The 25,472-nt window shown below is 35.0% G+C and carries 23 protein-coding genes; 20 read left to right on the plus strand and 3 right to left on the minus strand.

The genetic code is table 11. The features are described from left to right. Nucleotides 1-649: 649 nt before the first annotated feature. From asnB to dpsA, 3 genes are all read right to left on the minus strand, one after another. Entirely contained in the window at nucleotides 650-2,500 is a 1,851-nt protein-coding gene (asnB, locus tag I5677_RS00425; RefSeq protein WP_197659583.1) for an asparagine synthase (glutamine-hydrolyzing), read from the minus strand. Nucleotides 2,501-2,815: 315 nt separating this feature from the next. Beyond that, the gene (locus I5677_RS00430) at nucleotides 2,816-3,403 is read right to left on the minus strand and encodes a dipicolinate synthase subunit B (RefSeq protein ID WP_197659584.1); all 588 of its coding nucleotides are present in this window, start codon (nucleotides 3,401-3,403) and stop codon (nucleotides 2,816-2,818) included. Then, entirely contained in the window at nucleotides 3,404-4,279 is an 876-nt protein-coding gene (gene dpsA, locus I5677_RS00435; protein WP_197659585.1) for a dipicolinate synthase subunit DpsA, read from the minus strand. A 239-nt stretch (nucleotides 4,280-4,518) separates the two neighbouring features. On the opposite strand from dpsA, the gene I5677_RS00440 reads away from it, so the two are divergent. The 20 genes from I5677_RS00440 to I5677_RS00535 all read left to right on the plus strand — a co-directional run bounded on the left by I5677_RS00440 (nucleotide 4,519) and on the right by I5677_RS00535 (nucleotide 25,462). Continuing rightward, a complete protein-coding gene (locus tag I5677_RS00440; protein ID WP_197659586.1) occupies nucleotides 4,519-6,243 on the plus strand; it encodes a peptide ABC transporter substrate-binding protein in 1,725 nt (574 codons plus the stop codon). A gap of 400 nt (nucleotides 6,244-6,643) precedes the next feature. Beyond that, on the plus strand, nucleotides 6,644-7,588 hold the full coding sequence (locus I5677_RS00445) for an ABC transporter permease (RefSeq protein WP_197659587.1): 945 nt from the start codon (nucleotides 6,644-6,646) through the stop codon (nucleotides 7,586-7,588). Between the two features lie 7 nt (nucleotides 7,589-7,595). Next, nucleotides 7,596-8,633 carry an ABC transporter permease gene (locus I5677_RS00450; protein ID WP_330617759.1) on the plus strand — a complete coding sequence of 346 codons (1,038 nt, stop codon included), beginning with the start codon at nucleotides 7,596-7,598 and terminating at the stop codon, nucleotides 8,631-8,633. A 4-nt stretch (nucleotides 8,634-8,637) separates the two neighbouring features. Then, complete coding sequence (locus I5677_RS00455) at nucleotides 8,638-9,639, plus strand: ABC transporter ATP-binding protein (protein WP_197659588.1); 1,002 nt, start codon at nucleotides 8,638-8,640, stop codon at nucleotides 9,637-9,639. Between the two features lie 2 nt (nucleotides 9,640-9,641). Then, nucleotides 9,642-10,616 carry an ABC transporter ATP-binding protein gene (locus I5677_RS00460; protein WP_197659589.1) on the plus strand — a complete coding sequence of 325 codons (975 nt, stop codon included), beginning with the start codon at nucleotides 9,642-9,644 and terminating at the stop codon, nucleotides 10,614-10,616. Nucleotides 10,617-11,062: 446 nt separating this feature from the next. Continuing rightward, on the plus strand, nucleotides 11,063-11,614 hold the full coding sequence (locus I5677_RS00465) for a GNAT family N-acetyltransferase (RefSeq protein WP_197659590.1): 552 nt from the start codon (nucleotides 11,063-11,065) through the stop codon (nucleotides 11,612-11,614). A 266-nt stretch (nucleotides 11,615-11,880) separates the two neighbouring features. Further along, nucleotides 11,881-12,603, plus strand: coding sequence for a CpsB/CapC family capsule biosynthesis tyrosine phosphatase (locus I5677_RS00470; RefSeq protein WP_197659591.1), 723 nt, complete (start codon nucleotides 11,881-11,883; stop codon nucleotides 12,601-12,603). Between the two features lie 21 nt (nucleotides 12,604-12,624). Beyond that, nucleotides 12,625-13,374 carry a YveK family protein gene (locus I5677_RS00475; protein WP_197659592.1) on the plus strand — a complete coding sequence of 250 codons (750 nt, stop codon included), beginning with the start codon at nucleotides 12,625-12,627 and terminating at the stop codon, nucleotides 13,372-13,374. 12 nt (nucleotides 13,375-13,386) lie between these two features. After that, nucleotides 13,387-14,082, plus strand: a complete 696-nt coding sequence (locus I5677_RS00480) for a CpsD/CapB family tyrosine-protein kinase (RefSeq protein WP_197659593.1) — start codon at nucleotides 13,387-13,389, stop codon at nucleotides 14,080-14,082. Between the two features lie 129 nt (nucleotides 14,083-14,211). Beyond that, nucleotides 14,212-14,937, plus strand: coding sequence for a hypothetical protein (locus I5677_RS00485; RefSeq protein ID WP_197659594.1), 726 nt, complete (start codon nucleotides 14,212-14,214; stop codon nucleotides 14,935-14,937). Beyond that, entirely contained in the window at nucleotides 14,909-16,330 is a 1,422-nt protein-coding gene (locus tag I5677_RS00490) for a sugar transferase (protein ID WP_197659595.1), read from the plus strand. Before I5677_RS00485 ends, I5677_RS00490 begins: the two co-directional genes overlap by 29 nt. A gap of 41 nt (nucleotides 16,331-16,371) precedes the next feature. Then, nucleotides 16,372-16,833 (plus strand): PssD/Cps14F family polysaccharide biosynthesis glycosyltransferase, encoded by a 462-nt coding sequence (gene pssD, locus I5677_RS00495; RefSeq protein WP_197659596.1) that lies wholly within the window; start codon nucleotides 16,372-16,374, stop codon nucleotides 16,831-16,833. Continuing rightward, complete coding sequence (gene pssE, locus I5677_RS00500; protein WP_197659597.1) at nucleotides 16,830-17,309, plus strand: PssE/Cps14G family polysaccharide biosynthesis glycosyltransferase; 480 nt, start codon at nucleotides 16,830-16,832, stop codon at nucleotides 17,307-17,309. Before pssD ends, pssE begins: the two co-directional genes overlap by 4 nt. Nucleotides 17,310-17,380: 71 nt before the next feature. Beyond that, nucleotides 17,381-18,286: a glycosyltransferase family 2 protein gene (locus I5677_RS00505; protein ID WP_197659598.1), complete on the plus strand. Its 906-nt coding sequence runs from the start codon at nucleotides 17,381-17,383 to the stop codon at nucleotides 18,284-18,286. A 40-nt stretch (nucleotides 18,287-18,326) separates the two neighbouring features. After that, the gene (locus tag I5677_RS00510; RefSeq protein WP_197659599.1) at nucleotides 18,327-19,577 is read left to right on the plus strand and encodes an O-antigen ligase family protein; all 1,251 of its coding nucleotides are present in this window, start codon (nucleotides 18,327-18,329) and stop codon (nucleotides 19,575-19,577) included. Next, nucleotides 19,537-20,433, plus strand: a complete 897-nt coding sequence (locus I5677_RS00515) for a polysaccharide pyruvyl transferase family protein (protein ID WP_197659600.1) — start codon at nucleotides 19,537-19,539, stop codon at nucleotides 20,431-20,433. The genes I5677_RS00510 and I5677_RS00515 overlap by 41 nt, the downstream gene beginning before the upstream one ends. After that, nucleotides 20,396-21,544, plus strand: coding sequence for a glycosyltransferase family 4 protein (locus I5677_RS00520; RefSeq protein WP_197659601.1), 1,149 nt, complete (start codon nucleotides 20,396-20,398; stop codon nucleotides 21,542-21,544). The genes I5677_RS00515 and I5677_RS00520 overlap by 38 nt, the downstream gene beginning before the upstream one ends. Before the next feature lie 20 nt (nucleotides 21,545-21,564). Beyond that, a complete protein-coding gene (locus I5677_RS00525) occupies nucleotides 21,565-23,070 on the plus strand; it encodes a lipopolysaccharide biosynthesis protein (RefSeq protein ID WP_197659602.1) in 1,506 nt (501 codons plus the stop codon). 6 nt (nucleotides 23,071-23,076) lie between these two features. Then, entirely contained in the window at nucleotides 23,077-24,525 is a 1,449-nt protein-coding gene (locus tag I5677_RS00530; RefSeq protein WP_197659603.1) for a UDP-glucose dehydrogenase family protein, read from the plus strand. Beyond that, nucleotides 24,434-25,462: a GDP-mannose 4,6-dehydratase gene (locus I5677_RS00535; RefSeq protein WP_197659604.1), complete on the plus strand. Its 1,029-nt coding sequence runs from the start codon at nucleotides 24,434-24,436 to the stop codon at nucleotides 25,460-25,462. Before I5677_RS00530 ends, I5677_RS00535 begins: the two co-directional genes overlap by 92 nt. The last annotated feature ends 10 nt before the right edge of the window (nucleotides 25,463-25,472 follow it).

Consider the following 25,472-nt stretch of genomic DNA (forward strand, 5'->3'; position numbering starts at 1 on the left):
TACATCCTGTGCCCCTATGTACGGAGCAGAAAAGAAATTGAAAGAACCAATGTCAATCTGCTCCATAACATAGGAACCCAGATGTGTGATTCATGAAAAACAGTTTCGACGCCTGTAACCGGAAGCACCTGCTCCGGCCTTTTTACGTCATGGAAAATTATTCTATCTAAACTATTCTATTTTATTAATAGCATTTACTGAGATTTTGAGCGAACGTGTCTGATAAATGTCCATGGAGGGACATTTCAGGTGTGTATGGCAAGGATGAATAATATCATAGACAAGAAATAGGTACCCTGGTATCGGCTTATATTTGCATATCTTTATTGTCTTTTTAGTATTTTGAATTTTAAAGTCTGAGGAATATCGATAATATGAAGCTATTATCAATATTTAAATTTGTCGAAAAACAGGTACCGTTGTAACGGGTCTATATTAGAGTGATTTTATCATTTTTATAGTAACACTTACTGAGATTTTGAGCGAACGTGTCTGGAAAATGTCCATGGATGGACATTTTAGGAGCGCCGGCAAGGAGGCCGCATGCGCTCAGACAGACAATTTCGAGCGAAAAATCGAAGTATAGTTGTTACTTAAAAATGATAACCTGAACTCTGATATAGACCCGATATAACGGTACCGTTACTTTTTATACCAACTCAATCTTGTATTTCCCCAACCAATAATTCACCTGCAGCATATAGGCTATCATCTGTGGGCCTGCCATTAACTGACCATACCAGGGCTTTCCGTAATCAGAGGGAGTTGTTAAAAAGCTTCTAACCTTCTTAGCATCGATGAGAGGTCGGATGGGGGCATTCGAATCAGATAGAACTTCAAGCAACATATTACCAAGTCTTTTCTCATATTCAGGATGATAAGTCTTTGGATAAGGACTCTTTTTGCGATATAAAATCTCATCCGGTATTAGACCCTTTCCGGCATCTCGAAGTAATCCCTTAACAACTCCGTTCGGACACTTCATTTCCCAAGGTACATTCCAGATATATTCTACAATGCGATGATCAGCCATCGGAACCCGGGCCTCCAGACCAGAATACATGCTGCACCGATCCATACGATCTAATAAAGTCATCATAAACCACTTAAGGTTAAGATAGGCAATCTCCCGGCGACGGGCTTCCAACTTGCTTTCTCCATCCAGATGGGGAGTTTCAGCAACAGATTTTTTATAGGTATTACGGACATACTCATCTAAGTCAATGGTTGCTAACAGATCCTCGGATAATAACTGTTTTCTTGGTTTTAGATTTTTTGACCAGGGAAAAGTATTAAGTTCCATGGCTTCCTGACTATGAAACCATGGATATCCGCCAAAGATTTCATCAGCACATTCACCGGTTAGGGTAACCTTATTTCTTTTCGCTACCTTTTTGCAAAAATACAGTAAAGAGGATTCGACATCAGCCATATTCGGAAGATCTCTTGCATCTACGGCATGAAAAAGATTCTCTATCATATCATCATTATTACATTCCAGATAAGTATGTCTACTGTTCACGTGTTCTACCATGATATCGACATATGGTCGGTCCATGGAGGGTTGGAAGGAATTTGACTTAAAGTGCTTGGCATTATCTACGAAATCAAAAGAATAGCTTTCAATCCTTTTTCCTTCTTTCTTTAGTTCTTCAGCACAGATCGCGGTTATCAGGCTTGAATCAACACCGCCGGATAGGAAAGTACAGATAGGAATATCCGATACCATCTGTCGTTTGATAGAGTCATATAATAGGAAGGAAGTCCTTTCAACAGTCTCATCATAGGTGTCTTCGTGTGGTGCGCTAACCAGTTCCCAATACGTTTCATCATGGAATCCGTTTTTATTAAACTGTATAAAATGACCCGGCAGTACTTCATAAACATCTTTAAAAACACCGAGCCCATATGTTTTCGCGGGTCCCAAGGCAAAGATTTCACATAATCCCCGGGAATCAATCCTTGGCGTAAAACCGGGATACTTAAACAAAGTTTTTATTTCAGAAGAAAATACAATGGTATTTTCTGTTACAGTATAAAATAAAGGTTTTACTCCAAGTCTGTCTCGACATAGAAAGAGGCTATGTTTATTATCATCCCATATGGCAAATGAGAAAATACCATTGAGTTCTTTTACAAAGGACTCGCCGAAAGCCATATATCCCGTAAGAATCACTTCGGTATCGGAATGGGTCTTAAACAAATACCCCATACGGACAAGGTTATCTCTTAATTGGACGGTGTTATATAATTCGCCGTTATAAACGATTGAATAAGTACAACCGAATTTACTCTTTGTCATAGGTTGATGACCTCGGGTTAAATCGATAATAGAGAGACGGGTATGGGCAAGACCGGCTTGAGGATATAATACTATGCCTTCATCATCCGGACCTCTGTGCTTCATAGAATGTTTCATCCCAGTAAGTGTTTTATGCCACTTGTTATAATCCTTAGTAAAGTCAGCCTTCATATTACTAAAACCGGCTATTCCACACATATCATCACCTCATAAAATAATATCTAATAAAATCAAGTACCATGTAACATCGTTCCTATATAAAATAACCGCTGTTTGCTTAATTGATTGGTTTTGTTATGGATTAACATTATAAACTTACCACCTCAGGTTACGAAAGCATACAGAGTATCATTTATATCCGATGTCACATGGTACGAAAAACAGAACATAAAACAGGGGTGGAATCATAACAGACAGGGTGGAGACACCTTTGTCATATATAAGCACCCTTGCTTACATCATATTAAATTCAGATGTATTTTGGAATTATACAATACTATATTTCCTATAAGATTATTTTGGAGCTAAAATAACAGGTTGAAGTTGATTTCCTTGCAAGGCTTCTATAATAGTAGGTAAAAGCAAATTAAAATGGGCTATCATAGAGAAAGGTTTTTTCTCATAATTATCTTGACTAAATGGTACAAAATAAATATTCTTTGTGTTCATAAGCATGCCAATATTCTTCATATTGGCTCCTAAAGCATCATTGGTAGCAATAGCTAAAACGACGGGCTTGTTATTTCTTAAATGTCCTTTAGCTGCCATAAGTACAGGGGAATCTGTGATTCCATAGGCAAGCTTTGCCATAGTATTACCTGTACAGGGTGCTATCACTACAATATCAAGTATATTTCCAGGGCCGAATTTTTCGGCCGTTTCTATGGTTGTAACAGGTTTTTTCCCGGTAATTGCTTCTGCTTTCTTAAGAAAGTCTTCTGCTTTTCCGAACCGGCTGTCTATCGTACAGGAACGTTCGGAGAAGATAGGATATAGATCGACTTCTTCCTTAGCCAGCCGTTCCATCTCAAGAAAGGTATTTGAAAAGGTGCAAAATGATCCGGTGAGGGCATAGCCCACTTTCAATCCGTTAACGGTCATTTAATCACTTCTTTCTTTCATAAACTTTATGATTTCTGTAACTAGAATATCAGCAGAAGATTTCGGTGATACTTTACCGGGCAAACCAAGACATAGTTTGGCTGTAATATGCAATTGTTTAGCATATTCAAAATCTATACCTCCCGGTGCGGATGCAATATCTATTATGGTAGCATTACGATCTACCAATTCCAAATAATCTTTATCCAAAATTAAGGAAGGAATCGTATTAAATATGAAAGAATAGGATGGTAATATACATTTCATATTTGCAATCGATACGATTTTGTGTCCGGCTGCATATGCATAGGCCAGTGCATCCTCTGAACGGGCTGCTATGGTTACCATGGCATCCAGCCCCTTTAGCTTATCGGCTAATACCTTAGCACATCGACCATAGCCAAGTATCAGGCAGTTGCTACCATGAAGATTTCTGCTGCTGTTTGCAATAGCTTCCATTATAGTTCCTTCCGCTGTGGCTATTGCATTTAAAATTGTTATTTTTTCATTTCTCATTAAGTCAAAATAGGGGATATGCCGTGTTTCACATAATTCTTTTATAGGTATAGGAATATTGCCACCTATCAAAGAATGTTGCTCCTTTAAAAGATATGCCACATGAGCAATCGTAAGATCGTTTGGAGCGTTTACAGAAGAAATTGTAGCTTGATCCCTGGACATAGGAATGGGACCGATGAGTATGGTACAGTTCTCAAATAATTCGCTCAAAGTATGTGCCGGACTATGGTTTGTATGACTGATTGTCTCGGCAAGATTGTATGTGGTAACCCGATATCCCTTTGACAAAAAGGACATGGCCATATAAACCTGGCGAAGATCACCGCCGAAGATACCAATATCAAAAAGTTGGGCCATATGCTTCACTCCTTTATGCCATATTATATGTTTTGGGAGGCATTATGTGCTAATTATAATAGAAGAAAGAGCAGAAAGGACAAAAATAGAAATAATTCTATAAATTGTCCCCTTTTTGGATAAAGTAATTATCTTGACTATTTTGTAATTTTGTATTAGAATATTATATCATAATATATACTAAGGAAGTGTATAACAATATGCTTCCTTTTTATATAGCAAAAAGGAGGAGAATATTTATGAAATTTAAGAAATTACTGTCCGTAATTTTAGTTCTGGCAATGTCAGTTATGCTGTTAGCTGGATGCGGAACAAAAGACAAAGGCAAAGAAGATGACACTAATAACACAACACCTGAACCTACCGCTACTGAGGCTCCCGTTGAGGATACTAATGTAGATGAGGCACTTCAGGAATCAGACAGAAGCGCATATCCCGGTACACCTGAGGCTAATGCAATTACAGTTAACATTGCATCCGAACCTCCGGAAATGTTTTCCGTTACAATGACTGATACTACTTCATTCTCAGTTCTTCGTCATATCGTAGAAAATCTTGTTATGTTGGACAAAGATGACAGGGTAGTTCCCGGTGTTGCAGAAACTTGGACACAAAGCGATGATGGTTTAGTATATACTTTCAAGCTTCGTGAGGGTATGAAGTGGTCCAATGGTGAACCTGTAACTGCCAATGACTTTGTATTTGCTTGGAAATCCCTTCTTACACCTGAGTTTGCATCTGACTATGCATACTTTGCATATATATTTAAGAATGGTGAAGCATTCAATAAAGGTGAAGTTGGTGCTGAAGAACTCGGCTTCAAGGCACTTTCTGATTATGAATTAGAAGTAACATTAGAACATCCGGCTCCTTATTTCTTATCAACCTTAGCATTTGGTGTATTTGCACCTGTTAATGAGAAGGCATACAATGAATTTGGTACTGCTTACGGTACTGATGCAGATAAGATGGTATATAACGGACCGTTCAAGATGACTTCTTGGGAACATGAAAGCAAGATCGTTCTTGAAAAGAACCCTGATTTCTATAATGCAAGTGAAATCGCACTTGACAAGATTACAATGGTTATGATTAATGATTCTAACGCGGCACTCAACTCCTTTAAAGCTGGTGAAGTTGATGTTATCGGCGTTACCGGCGATCAGGCTATGATGATGAAGGGTGAGAATTATCCGGTTATCACATATGACGATGGTTCCAGCTGGTACTTAGAGTTTAACTTAGCAGAGCCTGCTCTTGCGAATAAAAACCTTCGTAAGGCTATTACTTATGCAATTGACAGTCCTTCCTTTACAGCTAACATCGTAAAGAACAATTCCAAGCCTGCTACAGGCTTCACACCTCCGGCAATGAACGGTCTTGAGAAGAAGTTCACAGAAGAGGTTGGTGAATTAATTCCTGCATTTGATCCTGAACAGGCAAAAGAACTCTATGCAACAGCATTACAAGAGCTGGGCGTTGATAAGGTTGAGCTTACCATGATCAGCGGTGACAGTGATGTTGCTGTTCAATATGCAGCATATGTTCAAGAACAGTTAAAGGTTAACTTAGGTCTTGAAATCGAAGTTGAAATTATGACCTTCAAGAGTAGACTTGAGAGAATGTCTAACAAAGACTTCTCCATCGTATATGCAGGATGGGGTCCTGACTATAACGATCCTATGACCTTCCTTGATATGTTTGAAACCGGTGGTGGTAACAACCACTCCAGCTATTCAAGCGAAGCATATGATGAGTTACTGGATAAAGTTCGTGCAGAATTAGATCCTGCAGTTCGTATGGGTTACTTATATGAACTTGAGAAATTATTATGCGAAGATCTTCCAATCGCTCCTATCTACTGGAGATCCAGAGATTATATCGTAAGCGGTAAAATTGCTGGCGGTGTAATCAGAACTGCATTCCAGGATATGAACTACAGATATGTTAAATTAGCACAGTAATCTATTTGGTTAATATGAAAATATAAGCTAAAAAAGCTAACGATGTAATTACATCAATTGGTGGTGCGGGCTGTACTTTAGCAACCCGCACTTCCCTTTTGTTTACTATTAAGTCCCCAATAATTCCCTAGCGAAAAAAATCGAAAAAAAGCACGACAATTTAGTTGTGATATAGTATAATATAACGGTAATTGCGAGAACGGACTAATAATGCGATCTATTAGAATTGCCATCCTATATTACTTTTTAGATGGTATTCCAGCTATGGGCTTTATTCTATGTATAATTGCATTTTATATGCCGTAAGCAATTAAAAGTGATATAGGATAACAATTCTTATAGAGACAGCGAAGCTTTCGTTCCTCACAAAAAAACATGATAACAGAAAGGAGGAGTGCATGTGATAAAATATATAGGTAAGCGATTATTTTATGCAGCATTAACATTACTTGCCTTAACTGCATTAACATTTTTTATGATGCGTTGGCTACCCGGCGATCCTTTCATTGGGGAAAAAGCGATACCAGAAACTACAATGAAAGCTTTGAACAAAAAATACGGACTTGATAAGCCGATGCTGGAACAGTTATTTATGTATATTGGTAATGTTTTAAAGGGAGACTTAGGTCATTCCATACATTATAATCGACCTGTTAATGATATTATTGCACAAGCATTTCCATATTCATTTGATTTAGGTATAAGAGCACTTATTTTTGCAACTATTATGGGTGTATTTTTAGGTATTGTAGCAGCAGTAAAAAGAGGTACCCATTGGGATACCCTAACCATGTTGTTAGCTATTATCGGTGTATCCGTACCCAGCTTTATCGTGGGTTCCTTACTACAGTATTTCCTGGGGTTGAGAGTATATCAAATATTTGATGTTAGATTGTTCCCGATTACAGGATGGAACACCTTTGCCAGTAAGATACTACCTTCTTTTGCTTTAAGTTTTGGTTCCTTGGCCACGATTTCCAGGCTGATGAGAACCAGTATGTTGGATGTTCTCGGTCAGGATTATATTAAAACAGCGAAATCAAAAGGTTTATCCCAGAAGAAAATTATCTGGAAGCATGCCGTTCGTAATGCGATCATGCCGGTAATTACGGTGCTTGGACCGATTGCTGCTGCAGTACTGACCGGAGCCTTTGTAATTGAAAATATATTCTCTATTCCGGGAATGGGTAGATTCTTTGTACTTAGTATCCAGGCACAGGATTACACCATGATTTCAGGTACCACTTTATGCTATGGAGCCTTTTTGGTAATTGCGAATCTTATTGTGGACCTTGCTTATGGTTTCATTGATCCCCGAGTTAAACTTACGAATGTAAAGGAGTGATGAGAGCATGAGTAAAAAAAATGTGAAAGAAAATAAATTAAATAAGATAAATGACTTAAATAATGAGAATATAACGGATATGAATAACAATTCCCAAGAAATAACACCGGAGAAGATTGATGTAAGCCGTTTTGAATGGATAGGATCAAATACTACAGAAAGCGAAACTATCTCCAGACCCAGCACCAGTTATTGGAAGGATGCGATGCATCGTCTGCGTAGGAACAAAGCAGCCATGATATGTTTAATTATCATAGGAATTATCGGTATTTTATCTATTATAATACCTATAATATCTCCTTATACAGTGAGTGAACAGCATGTAACTCATACCTATGCAAAAATCGGATATACAGATCCGGGAGATGGACATGTGCATCTGTTTGGAACAGATTCTTTGGGGCGAGATGTTTTTACAAGAATATGGTACGGAGCTAGAATCTCATTATTCATTTCCTTTACAGCGGTATTTGTTAATGTGATTATCGGTATTATCTATGGTGGTATTGCCGGTTACATTGGCGGAGCTGTAGATAACGTCATGATGAGAATTATTGAGATTATTAATGGTATTCCTTATCTGATTATCGTTATTTTATTAATGATGATAATGCCGAAGGGTATCATGACAATTGTTGTAGCCTATGCTGCGGTTGCTTGGACCGGTATGGCACGATTGGTTCGTGGCCAGATTATGAGTTTGAAACAACAGGATTATGTTGTGGCAGCGAAAGTAATGGGAGCAAAACCATCAAGAATTATCGGAAAACACTTACTTCCGAATACATTTAGTGTTGTTATTGTTCATATAACACTGTCTATACCAAGCGCAATCTTTACAGAAGCATTTTTAAGTTATATCGGACTTGGTGTGCCAGTACCCTATGCAAGTTGGGGAACCCTGGCAAATGAGGGAAGACAGTTGTTCCAGATGTATCCACACCTGTTAATTATTCCTGCAATCTGCATCAGTTTAACGATGTTATCCTTCAATCTGTTGGGTGATGGATTACGTGATGCATTGGATCCTAAGTTAAGGAGGTAACGTGATGAATAAAGTGTTAGAGGTTAATGACTTACATGTATCCTTCGATACTTATGCCGGTGAGGTTAAAGCGGTTCGCGGTGTCACCTTTGAATTACATGAAGGAGAGGTCCTCGCTATTGTTGGCGAAAGTGGTTGTGGTAAGAGTGTAACAGCTCAAACCATAATGAAGTTGAATCCGATGCCTCCCGCAAGGATTGTAAGTGGAGAGATACAGTTAGCCGGTAAAAATATAGTAAAAGCAACTGAAAAGGAAATGATGAATATCCGCGGTAAGGATGTCAGTATGATCTTCCAGGATCCTATGACCTGTTTAAATCCTACGATGCAGGTGGGTAAACAGTTAACCGAAGCCATCAGACATCATCAGAACCTTTCAAAAGAAGCGGCCCATAAAGAGGCACTTCGATTATTGGAATTGGTTAATATTCCTAACGTAAAACAGAGAGCAAAGCAGTACCCTCATGAGTTTTCAGGTGGTATGAGACAGAGAGTTATGATAGCTATGGCTTTGTCCTGTGCACCAAAGTTACTGATAGCGGATGAACCTACGACTGCTCTTGATGTTACTATTCAAGCACAGATTATGGACCTGCTTCAGGAAATTAAAGAAAAAACCAATACTGCTATTATATTAATTACACATGATCTGGGTGTAGTAGCCAGCATGGCAGACCGTGTTGCGGTTATGTATGCAGGTAAAGTTGTTGAAACCGGAACAGCGGAGGAGATATTCTATCGTCCTTCCCATCCGTATACAAGAGCACTTCTTAAAAGTCTTCCTACTGTAGAGATGGATCGTAGCGTAAGACTGGTTTCCATCGCCGGTACACCGCCGGATTTGTTAAATCCTCCGGTAGGATGTCCATTTGCCAGCAGATGTGAACATGCCATGAAGATCTGTATAGAAGAGATGCCACCTCAGTTTGATCCTAGTGATAATCACCAAGCAGCCTGCTGGTTACTTCATGAGGATTGTCCTAGTAAAAAGGATGGAGGTGAGTAGCAATGGAAAATAAGAATTTTGATGTTAATAAACTATTGGAAATCCAGGATGTATCAAAGCATTTTAGAGTGTCCGAAGGAATATTAAAAGCAGTGAATCATGTGAAGCTGGATATCTATAAGGGTGAAACCTTAGGACTTGTTGGTGAATCCGGTTGTGGAAAGTCCACTCTTGGTAAGGTGTTAATGGGTATTTATATGCCAACGGAAGGTAAGCTTGTATATCATGGGAAGAAAGAAATGGAGATTAACAAGAAAACTCATTTTGAGTATTCCAAGATGGCTCAGATAATTTTCCAGGATCCGTATTCCTCCCTTGACCCCCGTATGACGGTAGGCTCCATCATTGAAGAGGGTATGATTATCCATAAGATGTATGATAAGAAGAGACGTCAGGAAAGAGTCTATGAACTTTTGGAGCTGGTAGGCTTAAATAAGGAGCATGCGAATCGATTTCCTCATGAATTTTCCGGTGGTCAGAGACAGCGTATCGGAATTGCGAGAGCTTTAGCAATCGAGCCTGAGTTTATCGTATGTGATGAACCGATCTCTGCCTTGGACGTATCCATTCAGTCTCAGATTATTAACTTATTACATGATTTACAGAAAAAACTTAATTTAACCTATCTATTTATTGCCCACGACTTAAATATCGTTAAGTATATCAGTGATCGTATCGCTGTTATGTACTTGGGTAATATTGTAGAGCTGGCATCCAGTAAGGATTTATATGAGAATACACTTCATCCTTATTCACAGGCGTTACTATCCGCAGTTCCTATTCCGGACCCGGATAAGGAAGCCCAGAAACAACGCCAGATATTAACCGGTGACGTACCTAGCCCGATTAATACACCAAAGGGCTGCCCTTTTGCAGGTCGTTGTCCTCGTGCAACTGATATCTGCAGACAGGAAAAACCTGTATTAGAGATGAAACAGGGTCATCTGGTAGCATGTCATCATGTAGAGAGTAGATAATAACCAAGAACTGCGTAGGATTAAATACAGAAAAGTATAAAATAAAGCGGAGCATCAACTTTGTCAATTAAGACTAAAGTGGTGCTCCTTTTTGGTGTACCAAAAGCAAAATGTAGGGAATTGTTAACAAGACATTAATGTTCAAAAGAACGGTTAACATCTCTGATGATAAAGCGTATAATCACCAAACAAATATTTCAGTAAATGTAGACATGATATTCATGATTGTACATTATGTAAAGATTATTAAATTAGAATAAGTGAACAACATGTTAAAGCTATAAGGTAGTAAAAGTGTACACGATATTAAAGATTATAAAGTAGTAATAGGTGGGCATTGTGTCTAGAATTTTATATTATAAGAAAGTGACAAGACTAAGTTCTGGTGCTATAATATTGGAATAATAATTCTAACAATTACAAGTGGAACTATAAGGAGTTACATAATGAACACGAATTCAAACATTCGCATGGCAACCCTGGAGGATGCTTCGTCTATCTATGCCATCTATGAACCATATATTTTAAATACCGCTATTACCTTTGAATACGATCCGGTTCCTGTGGAGGTATTCCAAAGTCGGATGGAGACTGTCCTAAAGCAGTTCCCATGGCTTGTTTATGAGAGGGATGGCAAGGTATTGGGCTATGCTTACTGTGCAAAATTTAAAGAAAGAGCAGCGTTTGATTGGGATTGTGAGTGCTCTGTCTATATTGATGAGAAGTACCATCATCAAGGAATTGCATCTGCCCTATATGAGAAGCTTTTTGATCTTGTGAAGCAACAAGGATATTATACAGTATATGCTCTAATAACGAATCATCATGAAAGCAGTATTCATTTGCATAAAAAATTCGGCTTCACAAAAGTAGGAATTTATCAAAAAACAGGATTTAAGATGGGAAAGTGGTGGGACCTATTAGTTATGGAAAAAAGATTATACCCCTATGATAAATCCCCAATACCGCCAAAATCCATCAATGAAATATCTTATTAATAGTAATTAATTAATACTATTTGTAAAATAATGAATGATACTTGTATTTCGCGCTGTTGGAATATATTTTTTAGAAAAAAGTCGTATGTGATAAAATAAAAAAGAAAATAAAATTACGCTGTATAAAAAGAGGAGAATCTGTAAATGGGATTTTCCTCTTTTTTCCAAATAAAGGTTGATTTTGTAAAAATCATATTATATAATCCTTTTGTTGATTGAATAAATATGAATTTCCAATGTAAATTCTATAAGCTTGGAGGTAGCTTATGCAAGGTTATTGCGATATCCATTGCCATATTCTCCCGGGGGTTGATGATGGTGCTAAAGACATGGAAGAGACTTGCCGCATGCTATCCATCGCTTATAACGAAGGACTACGTACTATAGTAATGACTCCGCATTATTATGTAGGTATGGAGCGTATACCGAAGGATAGATTACTGGAGTTGAAGAAAAAGGTAGGTGAAGCTGCACAACTTATAGATAAGGAGTTCAAACTATTTCTGGGAAATGAGATTTTATACTTCACAGATATTATAAATGCTCTAAAGCGTGGTGAGGCCCTGACAATCAATGACACTCGATACATATTAGTGGAGTTTTTAGCGGAAAGTACTTTTCGAGAGATATGGAAGGGACTCAGTCAGTGTATTCACGCGGGTTATATACCTATCCTTGCCCATGCAGAGAGATATTTAGATCTAGTGAATAAACCGGACTTCGTACATGAACTTATAAAGTTAGGAGCATATATCCAAATTAACCTATCAAGTACAGTAAGAAGATTTTCAAAAAGGACAAGCTTTTGCCATAAGCTAATAAAACGAGGCTGGGTACATTTTTTGGGAACTGATTCTCATGGAGCTGATGAAAGATCACCAATCGCAAAAGCAGCAATAAAACGGTTGCAGAAGAAGTACGGTGAGGGAGCCGTATATAAAATAATGAAAGAGAACCCGATGAGGATGCTGGAGAATAAGATAATATAATACTTAATAAGGAGCAGTAGAATGGATGTTAAGAGCAATGAAGCAGTAGAGATAGATATTAAAGAACTGTTTTCGGTTTTATTACATAAGATATGGATAATAATTATGGCCGGTATTGTAGGAGCAATAGTTATAGGACTTATCAACCAGTATATGATAACTCCAATTTATACTTCAACAACATCAATATATGTAATTCATCGTCAGGATGAGTCAAAGACAACCTATTCAGATTTACAGTCAGGTGCGCAGTTAACGCAGGACTATATGATCTTGGTAACAAGCCGCCCGGTAATGGAGAAAGTGATTGAGAACCTTGGTATCGACGATATGTCACCGGGAGAATTGGCAGATATGATATATATAGTTAATCCGGACGGCACCCGTATCTTGGAAATCAGTGTAGTTAACAGTGATCCGGTATTAGCGAAGCAACTGGCCGATGAAATAGCAAATGTTTCATCGGAACAGATGGTAAATATTATGGAGATTAAAAAAATCAATATTGTTGAGTACGGCAATATTCCCTCCTACCCTTCCAGTCCGGATGTTACAAAAAACACCATATTCGGCGGTTTAGCTGGAGTTGTTGTTGCATCGTTAGCAATCATCATTGTACACATGATGAATGATAATATTAGGACAGCAGATGATATTGAAAAACATCTCGGGATTACAACCTTGGGTGTAATTCCTCTGGAAGAAGGAAATCGTAAAAAGAGGTTACATAGGTCTAAACAAATCAAAAGTAAAGCGGAACTGGCTAGTTAAAGGAGATTGAAAATGTTACAGGTAAATTTTGAAAATATAAATCAGCTTAGCTTTCTAAGTAATGAAGCATATAAATCATTAAGAACGAATATACAATTCTGTGGAAGTGAAATTAAGGTAATCTGTATAACAAGTTGTTTACCGAATGAAGGAAAGTCAAATGTATCCTTTAATCTAGCCATGTCTATGGCGGAAAGTGGAAAGGAGGTTATCTTCATTGATGCTGATTTAAGAAGGTCAGTTATCGTAGGGCGCTATAAACCAGACCGGGAAGTACTTGGGTTAACCCATTATCTCTCCGGACAGAACAGTCTGGAAGACGTTTTGTATAAATCGAATATTGATAATCTAGATATGATTTTTACAGGACCGATTCCACCTAATCCGGCAGAACTTCTGGGAAGTGATAATTTTATTGATTTAATCAAAATGTTTCGTAACATCTATGATTATATTATTATTGATACGCCACCGATCGGAAGTGTTATTGATAGTGCCATAGTAGCTGAACAGTGTGATGGGATCGTAATGGTAATAGAGGCTAATGCCATCAGCTATAAATTCGCTCAACGAACTATAAAACAATTGGAAAAAGCGCATAGCCGTATTCTGGGGGCGGTACTTAATAAATACGAATCAAATAAGAAGGCTTACGGATATAAAGGAAAGAAATATAAAAGATATTACAGGTACTATGAATCATACTAATATCTTAGAATAAAAGTTTTATTAATCATCTTACCAATGAAAAATATTAAATACAAAAGACTAATTCCAAAAAAGAAACTTAGTTGATGGATATAGTTAACCGGTAGTGTTTCATAGGGAGATGAAAAAATGCAATTATTAAATAAGAGTGAAGAACCAGTAGAGAATAGAATGCAAAGAAAGCGTTCTATGCTTCCTTTCATTACGATTTTTATATTAATAGCCATTATAAGTGTTATTCATATTGCCAAATTACTTAATAAAGTAGACCAAAATAGAAGTATACCTGCTATTTCCAATTACTCTGATGTATCACGAAAGGATGGTCTCAACGATGCTGAAATGTCTTTAATGAATCAGCTTTCAGATCTGGTTATCAATTTAGGGAGTACTCACAGTCAAAATTCCCAATACCATATCTATTATAATTATTTGAATCAACACTTGCGTAATGAAAAAGTTGATTTAAGTATAGATATATCCTATAAAGCACAGTTATTAGTTAATGATTTAATTAATGTTTTAGGGCTAGAATCTAGGAAGGATCTAAAGGATATGTCTTTTGATGGAAGAAGAGTAGTAGTGTATCTTTCAGAGGAAATATATAAATTATGTGGTCTTAGTATTGATATTAACGTTGAAGGTGAAATTACGCAGATTAGCGATAGTAAAGGGCATAATTTATACATATCAAATAATGCAAAAAATAATAGTAAATTAAATATCGATGCCTTGATGATAATCCTTGGGATAATCTTAACTTTAATAATCACTTGTATTATCATTGCCAGAAAGAACAGATTATTTGTAAAGGAAGTGATTTACAATGGGTTTGATGAAAAAGAATTTGCCTAATAAGTATTTACTTCTGGTTGACTTATTCTGCATCCTGATATCTTTTTTACTATCTATGTGGGTTCGTTTTGGGGAGATTACAGATATATGGTTAAATACAAAAATATATGGATCAGCACTAATCATAATTCTTTTGTTATACATTGTAATTTATTACATATATGATACTTACAGTAAGTTATTTAAGCGGGGGTTTTTAGAGGAGATGTTTATTCTTCTAAAGATTAACTGTGCTCTAGCAGTCTCTTTAACTGCTGTAATGTTTTTATTTCAAGAAGGAGGTTCTTACTCCAGATTATTTTTCTTTTGTTTCTTTATATTAAACATACTTATTACATATATCACCAGACAATATTATAAAGTCCTTTTGCTGGCTGTCTATAAAAAAAGCAGCTCCAGTCATAAGATTATGATAATTACCACCTCAGATCAAGTAAAAAAAGTTATAGCAAAATTTATGAATGAAAACGAATGGGAATATCAGATTACATATCTTACAATACTGGATATTTCTATGATAGGTCAAAGAATTGAAGGTATTGAGGTTAAGGCTGACATTCATAATATGTTTGATGTGGCTAGGTTGGAGGTATTAGATGGTGCGTTTATACATATACCAAATGATAATACATTGAGTATTAATCTGGAGGAAATAGTTCAGCAATTTCAAACAATGGGAATTACTGTAGATATCAGTATTAATACCTTTGGTTTAAAAATTAATGAAAAAGTTGTCAGAGAAATGAGTGGATATAATGTGCTCACTTTTAGTACTCGGATATTCAATGAAAGCCAAATGTTATTTAAACGGATATTAGATATCATAGGTGGTTTGATTGGGTGTATCTTGACAATAATTCTTACACTATTTATCGCTCCGGTGATCTATATTGAATCACCGGGTCCTATATTCTTCTCTCAGATACGGATTGGCAAAAACGGTAGACGTTTTCGTATCTATAAGTTTCGTTCTATGTATATGGATGCAGAGGAGAGATTAGCAGAACTTATGGCTCACAATGAAATGAATGGTCTAATGTTTAAAATGAAAAATGATCCAAGAATCACTAAAGTAGGTAAGCTTCTAAGAAAAACCAGCTTGGATGAGTTTCCACAGTTTTTTAATATTCTAAAAGGAGATATGAGCCTGGTAGGTACCAGACCCCCCACGGAGAAGGAGTTCCTTCAATACGAAGGAAGGCACAAGAGAAGATTGGCATTGAAAGCAGGGCTTACCGGTCTCTGGCAGGTAAGTGGTAGAAGTGATATTAATGATTTTGAAGATGTCGTACGGCTTGATCTGGAATATATAGATAACTGGTCAATATTGATGGATATTAAGATACTGATTAAAACAATAGGTGTAGTGGTTTTTGGTAGAGGAGCAAAATAGAATCTGAAGAATTAAATTATATAAAATAAGAGAGTGATTATATGTATAAAAAAATATGTTTTGCTGCTTCCTCGGGTGGACATTACGAACAGCTAATGATGTTAAAACCGATAATGGATGAATATGATAGCTTTATTGTTACCGAAAAAACTAAATATTCATCTCGTGTAGATAATATTAAGAGCTTTTATTTATTACAAATAAATAGAAAAGAAATTAGATTTATACCAAAAATAGTTTTTAACAGTATTAAATCTTTAGTAATTATACTGAAAGAGAAACCGAATGTAGTTATTACTACAGGAGTATTGGCTGTAATACCAATATGCTTATTAGTAAAACTATTAGGAGGTAAACTAATATATATTGAATCGTTTGCAAAGGTATCTACACCGACAGAAACAGGCAAATTATTATATAAATTTGCTGATCAGTTTTATGTTCAGTGGGATGATATGATTAAAGTATTTCCAAAAGCTATTTATAAGGGGGGGATTTATTGATTTTTGTAACCTTAGGCTCACAGAAGTTTCAATTTAACCGTCTGTTAATAGCTATAGATAAACTAGTTCAAAATAATCTTATAACAGATAAAGTCTTTGCACAGATTGGTTTTAGTGATTATATACCAAAAAACTTCGAGTTTACACAATTTCTAAACAGAGATAAGTTTATTGAAACGTTAAATAATTGTAATATTGTGATAACTCACGGCGGAACGGGCACTATTATCACTGCTGTAAAACTGGGAAAAAAAGTCATAGGAGTTCCTAGATTGGTAAAATATAGTGAACATGTAGATGATCATCAGATCCAGATTATAGATCAATTTGATAATATGGGGCTAATTTGTGGCTGTATTGATTGTGACTTGGAAAGTAAATTAAGCTCGTTAGCCTCTAGGAATTTTAAGTTATACCAATCTAATACATTTACAATAATAAAAGCAATAGATAGCTTTATTAAAAACTTAGGGTGAGAAATCTAATCTTTATAATATGAGTATAGTAATATCCAATAAAGGTTTTTTAGTTTAATGGAGGTTTAAAGATGGATATAAGTGTTGTTATTCCCACACATAATCGAGCTAATTTAATTGAAAAAGCAATTAAAAGTGTTCAAAATCAAACATACCCAGTTAGAGAAATCATTATAGTTTCAGATGGGTCAGTTGATGGGACAGATGAGATTGTAAATCAGCTTATGAATGAAGATTCACGTATACAATTAATATCATATCATCCGGGCAGAAATGGAAATTATGCCAGAAACTGTGGTATAAAAGCAGCAACAGGTGAATATATAGCATTCTTGGACGATGACGATGAATGGTTTCCTGAAAAAATACAAAAACAAGTTGAAATAATAAAGATTGATCAGGAAGTAGGACTAGTATGCACAGGAATTGAAAATATATATATTGAAGAAAATTCATCATATCTTTATATACCTGCTGAATCAGGTGATCTATCTCAAAAAATATTAATTCGTAATTATGTAGGATCAACGTCAACCGTTTTAGTAAAATCGGAGTTGTTAAAGCTATGTGGGTTTTTTGATGAACAACTGTATGCTAGACAGGATTATGATTTATGGATACGAATATGTCAAGTTACAAAAGTTGGTGTTGTTAAAGAACCCTGTGTAAAATATTACAATTATAAGCAAAATAATCAGATCTCACAGCAGACAGATAAATATTTAAAAGCTACTGAACAAATAAATACAAAGTATAAAGATTTAATCTTAAAGCTTTCAAAGAAGCAGATAAAGATGCGTAATAATATTATGGCTTTATTATTATCAAAAAAGGAAATGCGAAATGGTCAATATGACGCTGCAAGAAAATTTGCATGGGTAGCGATGAAAGAAAAAATAACACTGCAATCATTTCTCTATTTTCTACTTACGTTTTTTCCTTTTAAAGTAGCACTATTTTTTAGAAGGTGGGCTTAGTAAAATATCAGAATTAATTAAGGTGGTTGGGGGTTAACAGATGAAAATAATTCTTGAGAAAAAGAAGCTTCTTCTTACAGATAAGCTATTAATTGTAATGATAATATTATTACAAAGTAGTTACTTGTATACCAGTGATACTTTATTTGGAATACGTATAGTTTTACCTCTTATAATATTAGTTTTATCAATTATTACTTATAAAAATAAATTAGATAATAGGGTGTTCTTAATATGGAGTATTCTCTTTATAGCATTTTGTTTAAGTACATTAATATATACGGTTAATGAGAATGTAACCATGAGTAATTTAAATATTATTATCAGAACATTTTTTATTGCCTTTGTTATCACACAATGTATCAGAAATATCAATACACTTGATTTAGCTTTAAAGAGCTTAATGTATGGAGGTGTTATTTATTGTTCTATAGTTTTGATTTTACAAGGACCTAATAATTTAATAGCTAGCGGATTAGATATCTCTTATACGAATGGAACGATAATGCAATATACATATGTATCAATACCGACTTTACTTTTAATCATTTGGTATATGTTTTATGAAAAAAGAAAGAAAATATATTTTATTTTATGTCCTTATATGTTTTTCCTTAATTTTATATCGGGTCGTAGAAAAAGTATACTTGTTCCAATTCTTTTTTTTATAATGGTGATTACACTTAAAAATTGGAAAGGTAAAAGTAGCTTAAAAAAGTTGGTGTTTCCATTGATAGCAATAGTTACTTCAATATTTATTATATGGTTATCCATAAATAATGATTTCTTATACCAGATATATGGGAATAGATTGGAGTACTTAGTCAACTCATTTATCAACCCTGGAGCAGCAGTAGATAATTCACTAAAAACAAGAGAATATCTAATGGAAACAGGAATTACTTACTTTAAAAAGAATATCTTTTTTGGCACAGGACTCGGTAATTTTAATACAATTAACAGAACGGATTATTATGCGCATAATAATTATCTAGAGCTTTTATGTACAATAGGTTTATTTGGTGGAATAGCATTTTATGGTATATATATCTTTTTGTACAAAGAAATATTTAAGAATTTATTCGGTAAATATGAGGTTTTGTTTTTTTCGGTTTATACGATCTTTCTAATTATGGACTATTCAACTGTAACATACAGTAGATTTTTTTATATAACATTCCTAGCTTTAGGAATTTGTTATATAGAGATAAGAAAAAAGTATTATATAAAAAATACAGAGAAAGGTATTTATGATGAAACAAAAACTGAGAGTAAGTTACGCACACATTAATAATATGGGAGATTTGCTTAATATTCATATTATAAAAAAATACTTTGGTTATGATATAGTCCAACATAATTCAATTACAAGTGAGTTAAGTGGTATAGGGAGTGGATTAAACAGATATACCCTTTCACAGAATTTTAAGCGTAGAATAATTCAACAGATATCAGGTTTGATATTACCAACGGTATATATCTGGGGAACAGGATTTATAAGTGATGATGATGGAACAACACCTTTTTTTAGAAAAAACATAACATTTTGTGCCCTAAGAGGGAATCTAAGCAAACAACGTGTAGAAGAATTGATAGGAAGAAGATTAAATATTCCAACTGGAGATGGAGGGATATTAGCCTCGGGGTTATTGGATAACAAAATTCAAAAACGGTTTGAACTTGGGATAATTCCTCATTTTAAAGAGCAGCATGAAATTGCATTTCGAGATTTAAATAATAAATTTAAGTATTCCAAAATTATAGATCTCAAATCAGATCCCATTAAAGTAGTAAAGGAAATAGCTTCATGTGAATATGTAATATCAAGTAGTCTACATGGTTTAATTATAGCGGATAGTTTTAATATACCAAATCAACATATAATTGTTTCAGATGCACCTTCAGGTGATGGTTTTAAGTTTAAGGACTATTACTCAGGATATGATTTAGAACATAGTCCTGTATATAAGAATGAAATCAATAATATAAGTATAAATACAATTATTGATAATTATAAAATAAGCCCGGAACAAGTAAATTGCAAAAAGAACGAACTTATAGAATGCTTTCCGTTTAAAAAAATAGGGAATAGATTAAAAGGGGAATGTAATGAAGAATATTTGCTTTATAGCAACAAGATATCCTAATCGTATTGAGCCGACTAAACATGTGTTTCTCAAAAATCTGGTTGTCAAAATAGCGGATATGGGATTTAATTGCACGGTTATCGCACCAATACCCATACATAAATCAAAAAAGTTTCATAGTCTTACTACCCATGTAATTGAACATAGTAAAAACGGCAATGAAATTAATATATTCTATCCTAGATATCTATCTTTAGGAGAGAAAAAAAGAATAGGTTTAAATCCCGTGCATATTAGTTTGTATTTCTTTTATAAATCTTGTGCCTCTATTATAGAAAAACATAAGATTTCACCAGATGTATTCTATGGACATTTTATATGTATGCCGGGTATATGTGCCTGCAAATTAAGTAAGAAATTTAAAAGGCCGTCATTTATTGCATATGGCGAGAGTTCAGATTGGTCGATTAAAAAGTATGGAATTAAAAAAACCATAAAAGATATCAATAATGTTGCAGGAGTTATTTCTGTATCTTCCTATAATAAAGAAAAGCTGTTGGGGATGAATGTTGTTACTGACGAAAAAGTAAAAGTATTTGTGAACGGAGTTGATACAAGCTCATTTTTGCCAATAGATAAAGCTCTTGCCAGAGTAAAATTTGGATTTGATCAAAATGATTTTATTATATCTTTTGTGGGGCAATTTATAGAGCGGAAGGGAATAAACAATCTGGTAGAAGCAATAAAAGATATGCCTGAAGTAAAATTAATTTGTGCCGGGAGTGGACCTTTAAAACCAAATGGTGATAATATCTTGTATTGTGACAAAATAAATCCAACCGACATGCCGGCTTTTTTAAGTTCATCAGATGTATTTGTACTACCTACACAAAATGAAGGATGCTGTAATGCGATATTAGAAGCAATGGCATGTGGCTTACCTATCATCTCATCTGATTTACCGTTTAATAAGGACGTTTTGGATTCAGAGAATGCATTACTTATAAATCCTTATAGCACAGAGGAGATCACGATGGCTATTAAGGAGCTAAAGAGTAACCTAGAACTTAGAACGAAACTATCAAGAGGTTCACTAAAGAGAGCTAAAATGTTATCTCTAGAACAAAGGGCAGCGAATATTAAAGATTGGATAAATAGTAAGATTAGTTAATCTTTAAAGGGAATGATAAAATGGAAAATATATATAAAAAAATTGGGAATGCTACTAAGTGGTCAAGTCTAGCTGAGATTTTAGCTAAATTGATTACACCTGTAACCAGTATGATTCTTGCACGATTGTTAACTCCGGATGCATTTGGTGTGGTGGCTACAGTAGCAATGATATTTAGTTTTGCTGATATGTTCACCGATTCGGGGTTTCAAAAATATCTTGTTCAGCATGAATTTAATTCAAATGAGGAGATGTATCAAAGTACTACGGTTGCCTTCTGGACGAATCTAACGATTTCTTTTTTGTTATGGGGAATTATTATCATATTTAGTGACTCCCTGGCAGCACTTGTTGGAAATCCCGGATTAGGTAAAACGTTTAGGGTGGCTTGCATATCTTTGCCTGTTACATCTTTTTCAAGTATACAGATGGCGTTATACAGGAGAAACCTGGAGTTTAAAACACTGTTTGTTGTCCGTATAACAGCGGTACTAATACCTTTGGTTGTTTCTATCCCATTGGCAATCATGTTAAAAAGTTATTGGGCTTTAATTATTGGTACAATATGCGGTCATCTCTCCAATGCTATCATACTAACAGTTAAATCGAAGTGGAAACCAAATTTGTTTTTTCGGTTTCATATTCTAAAACAAATGCTAGCATTTAGCATATGGTCTTTAGTTGAAGCTGTTTCTATCTGGTTAACAAATTATATAGGCATTTTTATTGTGGGAGTTTTTCTATCTACTTATCACCTCGGTTTATACAAAACCTCAATGCATACGGTTAATCAAATAATGACTCTGATAACTGCAGCAACTACACCGATTTTATTTGCTTCTTTATCAAGAATGCAAAACAACTTTAAGCTATTTGAAGACACATTTTTTAAATTTCAACGTCATGTAGGCATGCTGGTTATCCCTATGGGAGTCGGAATATTTATGTATCATAAACTTATGACAAATTTGTTGCTAGGAAGTCAATGGGTCGAAGCATCTGAGTTTATAGGTTTATGGGCATTAATAAGTTCTTTTAAAATAGTTCTTAGTAATTATTGTTCAGAAGTTTACAGATCAGTAGGTAGACCAAGATTATCGGTTATGGTTCAGGTAACTCAGATTGTAGTTCTGATACCACTGTTATTGTATGGAGCAAAAAGCGGTTTTGAGATGCTATACATATTACGGTCTTTTGTAGTAATAGAAATGATTATTGTTAATCTTACAATTATGTATTTGACGGTTCGGATATCACCAAGAAAAATGATACTTAATATTGTACCATTTGTTTTCTGCTCCATAATAATGGCATTATGTGCTTTAGGTTTACAACATGTAAGCGATAATTTGATATGGAGTATTATATCAATATTTATCTGCGTAATTATATATTTTATATCATTATATTGTATTTTTCCTGAAACCAGAAGTGATTTAGCTCCTGTATTAGATAAAATAGAAAGGATTGTTTCAAGAAAAGTAAGAAGAAGTATATATATGAATAAAAATTTTGAAAGGGATTGAATAAGTATGTATAAAATTGCAGTTGCAGGAACTGGTTACGTAGGATTAGTTGCAGGTGTTTGCTTTGCAGAAGTAGGGCATAACGTAATCTGCGTTGATATTGATGAAAAGAAAGTTGAATTAATGAAGTCCGGTAAATCACCAATCTATGAGGCGGATTTGGAAAGCTTGATGAGAAAGAATTATGAAGCCGGTAGACTAGACTATACTACGGATTTCAGGGCTGCTTATAAGGATGCGGATGCAATTTTCATAGGTGTTGGAACTCCGGAATTACCGGATGGATCAGCAAACCTATCTTACATAGCTTCCGTTGCAAGGCAGATAGCTGAGTCAATTGAAAAAGACTGTTTGGTTGTTGTTAAGTCAACCGTTCCTGTAGGCACGAATGACAAAGTTGAACAGTTTATTAATGACTTTTTAGTACATAATGTAAAGGTTGAGGTTGCTTCAAATCCTGAGTTTTTGGCGCAAGGATCAGCGGTTCATGACACACTAAAAGCCTCCAGAATCATTATAGGTGTGGAAAGTAAATGGGCAGAGAATATTTTGAAATGTATTTATGAGCCATTTCATCTGCCTATCGTAACAGTGAATAGAAGATCGGCTGAAATGATTAAGTATGCTTCTAACGACTTCTTGGCACTTAAGATATCATATATGAATGAAATAGCTAACCTCTGTGAATTGGTAGGTGCTGATGTTAAGGATGTAGCTAAGGGAATGTCCTATGATAGCCGAATCGGGGATAAGTTTTTGAATGCCGGTATTGGATATGGAGGCTCGTGTTTCCCAAAGGACACCAAGGCTTTAGAGTATCTGGCCAGACAGAATGGATATGAAATAAAAACAGTAAAAGCTGCGATTGATGTGAACAAGGAACAGAAATTAGCAATGTACAAAAAAGCTAGCAGAAGATTAATCACCTTTCATGGATTGAAGGTAGCAGTACTAGGTCTAACTTTTAAGCCGGGAACAGATGATTTGAGAGAAGCGCCTTCACTTGATAATATCCCTTTGTTGTTAGAAAATGGAGCAGATATCTACGCTTATGATCCGGTTGGAGCTGATAACTTTAAAAAAATCTATCCTGAGGGAAAGATAAAAAGAGGAACAATTACATATGTCGAGAGTGTTGAAGATGCTTTAATCGATGCTAATCTTTGTTTCATATTTACCGAGTGGGATGAGATTAAAGGGTTAAATCCAATTGATTATAAGAAACATATGAAAACTCCGCTTGTTTTTGATGGTAGAAACATATATGAAGTACAACAAATGTTGGATGCCGGTATTGAATATTATGCCATTGGCAGAAAACAAGCACTAGTACCAATGCATTCACTAATAAAGGAGAATAAGAATGTCGTTAAAATCCTTAGATACCAACGAAAATTATCTGGTCACAGGGGCAGCAGGCTTCATCGGCTTTTACCTATCAAAGAAACTACTTGAAAGAGGCTATAGGGTAATTGGACTGGACAACATAAATGATTATTATGACATAAATTTAAAGAATACTCGGTTAGACCTATTAAAAGCCTATGACAATTTTTTGTTTATAAAAGGTGATATATCAGAGAAAGAAACTGTCATTAAGTTATTCAAGGAACACAAACCTAATATTGTAATTAATTTAGCGGCTCAGGCGGGTGTAAGATATTCCATTGATAATCCAGATGCTTATATACAAAGTAATATAATTGGCTTCTATCATATATTAGAAGCCTGCAGATATTTCCCTGTTAGGCATCTTGTATATGCCTCATCCAGTTCTGTATACGGTTCAAATAAAAAAGTTCCATTTGAAGAAAGTGACTTTGTGGACCATCCGGTGTCACTTTATGCCGCAACAAAAAAATCAAATGAATTAATGGCATATACCTATAGCCATTTATATAATATTCCGTCGACAGGATTAAGGTTTTTTACTGTATATGGACCGATGGGTAGACCGGATATGGCATATTTTGGTTTCACCAATAATTATTTTAAGGGAGTGCCAATCCATATCTATAATAATGGTGATTATAAGAATGACCTATATAGAGATTTTACCTATATTGATGACATTATTGAGGGAATAGAGAAGATTATAGATTCTCCACCGAACAAAACTACAAATCACAGGGTATTTAATATTGGAAATAATAATCCGGAAAAATTAATGGTATTTATTCAGACTTTAGAAAAATGCTTGAGTAAGTCTACAGGTAGAAATATTGAATTTAAGAAAGTCTTTGAACCAATGAAACCGGGTGATGTACCGATAACTTATGCTTCCGTTGATTTACTTGACAAAGTAATAGGATTTAAGCCAAGTACACCGATTGATGTAGGGCTACAAAAATTTGCTGATTGGTATGTGGAATATTACGGAGTAAATAAATGATTTAAAGGGA

The organism is Mobilitalea sibirica, assembly GCF_015999265.1.
In the GTDB taxonomy this organism is placed as follows: domain Bacteria; phylum Bacillota; class Clostridia; order Lachnospirales; family Lachnospiraceae; genus Mobilitalea; species Mobilitalea sibirica.

Bases quoted from the DNA above. Each gene is read 5' to 3' on its own strand.
- asnB (WP_197659583.1), bottom strand. From the start codon at position 2,500: ATGTGTGGAATAGCCGGTTTTAGTAATATGAAGGCTGACTTTACTAAG.
- I5677_RS00430 (WP_197659584.1), bottom strand. From the start codon at position 3,403: ATGACCGTTAACGGATTGAAAGTGGGCTATGCCCTCACCGGATCATTT.
- dpsA (WP_197659585.1), bottom strand. From the start codon at position 4,279: ATGGCCCAACTTTTTGATATTGGTATCTTCGGCGGTGATCTTCGCCAG.
- I5677_RS00440 (WP_197659586.1), top strand. From the start codon at position 4,519: ATGAAATTTAAGAAATTACTGTCCGTAATTTTAGTTCTGGCAATGTCA.
- I5677_RS00450 (WP_330617759.1), top strand. From the start codon at position 7,596: ATGAGTAAAAAAAATGTGAAAGAAAATAAATTAAATAAGATAAATGAC.
- I5677_RS00455 (WP_197659588.1), top strand. From the start codon at position 8,638: ATGAATAAAGTGTTAGAGGTTAATGACTTACATGTATCCTTCGATACT.
- I5677_RS00460 (WP_197659589.1), top strand. From the start codon at position 9,642: ATGGAAAATAAGAATTTTGATGTTAATAAACTATTGGAAATCCAGGAT.
- I5677_RS00465 (WP_197659590.1), top strand. From the start codon at position 11,063: ATGAACACGAATTCAAACATTCGCATGGCAACCCTGGAGGATGCTTCG.
- I5677_RS00470 (WP_197659591.1), top strand. From the start codon at position 11,881: ATGCAAGGTTATTGCGATATCCATTGCCATATTCTCCCGGGGGTTGAT.
- I5677_RS00475 (WP_197659592.1), top strand. From the start codon at position 12,625: ATGGATGTTAAGAGCAATGAAGCAGTAGAGATAGATATTAAAGAACTG.
- I5677_RS00480 (WP_197659593.1), top strand. From the start codon at position 13,387: ATGTTACAGGTAAATTTTGAAAATATAAATCAGCTTAGCTTTCTAAGT.
- I5677_RS00485 (WP_197659594.1), top strand. From the start codon at position 14,212: ATGCAATTATTAAATAAGAGTGAAGAACCAGTAGAGAATAGAATGCAA.
- I5677_RS00490 (WP_197659595.1), top strand. From the start codon at position 14,909: ATGGGTTTGATGAAAAAGAATTTGCCTAATAAGTATTTACTTCTGGTT.
- pssD (WP_197659596.1), top strand. From the start codon at position 16,372: ATGTATAAAAAAATATGTTTTGCTGCTTCCTCGGGTGGACATTACGAA.
- I5677_RS00505 (WP_197659598.1), top strand. From the start codon at position 17,381: ATGGATATAAGTGTTGTTATTCCCACACATAATCGAGCTAATTTAATT.
- I5677_RS00510 (WP_197659599.1), top strand. From the start codon at position 18,327: ATGAAAATAATTCTTGAGAAAAAGAAGCTTCTTCTTACAGATAAGCTA.
- I5677_RS00515 (WP_197659600.1), top strand. From the start codon at position 19,537: ATGATGAAACAAAAACTGAGAGTAAGTTACGCACACATTAATAATATG.
- I5677_RS00520 (WP_197659601.1), top strand. From the start codon at position 20,396: ATGAAGAATATTTGCTTTATAGCAACAAGATATCCTAATCGTATTGAG.
- I5677_RS00525 (WP_197659602.1), top strand. From the start codon at position 21,565: ATGGAAAATATATATAAAAAAATTGGGAATGCTACTAAGTGGTCAAGT.
- I5677_RS00530 (WP_197659603.1), top strand. From the start codon at position 23,077: ATGTATAAAATTGCAGTTGCAGGAACTGGTTACGTAGGATTAGTTGCA.
- I5677_RS00535 (WP_197659604.1), top strand. From the start codon at position 24,434: ATGTCGTTAAAATCCTTAGATACCAACGAAAATTATCTGGTCACAGGG.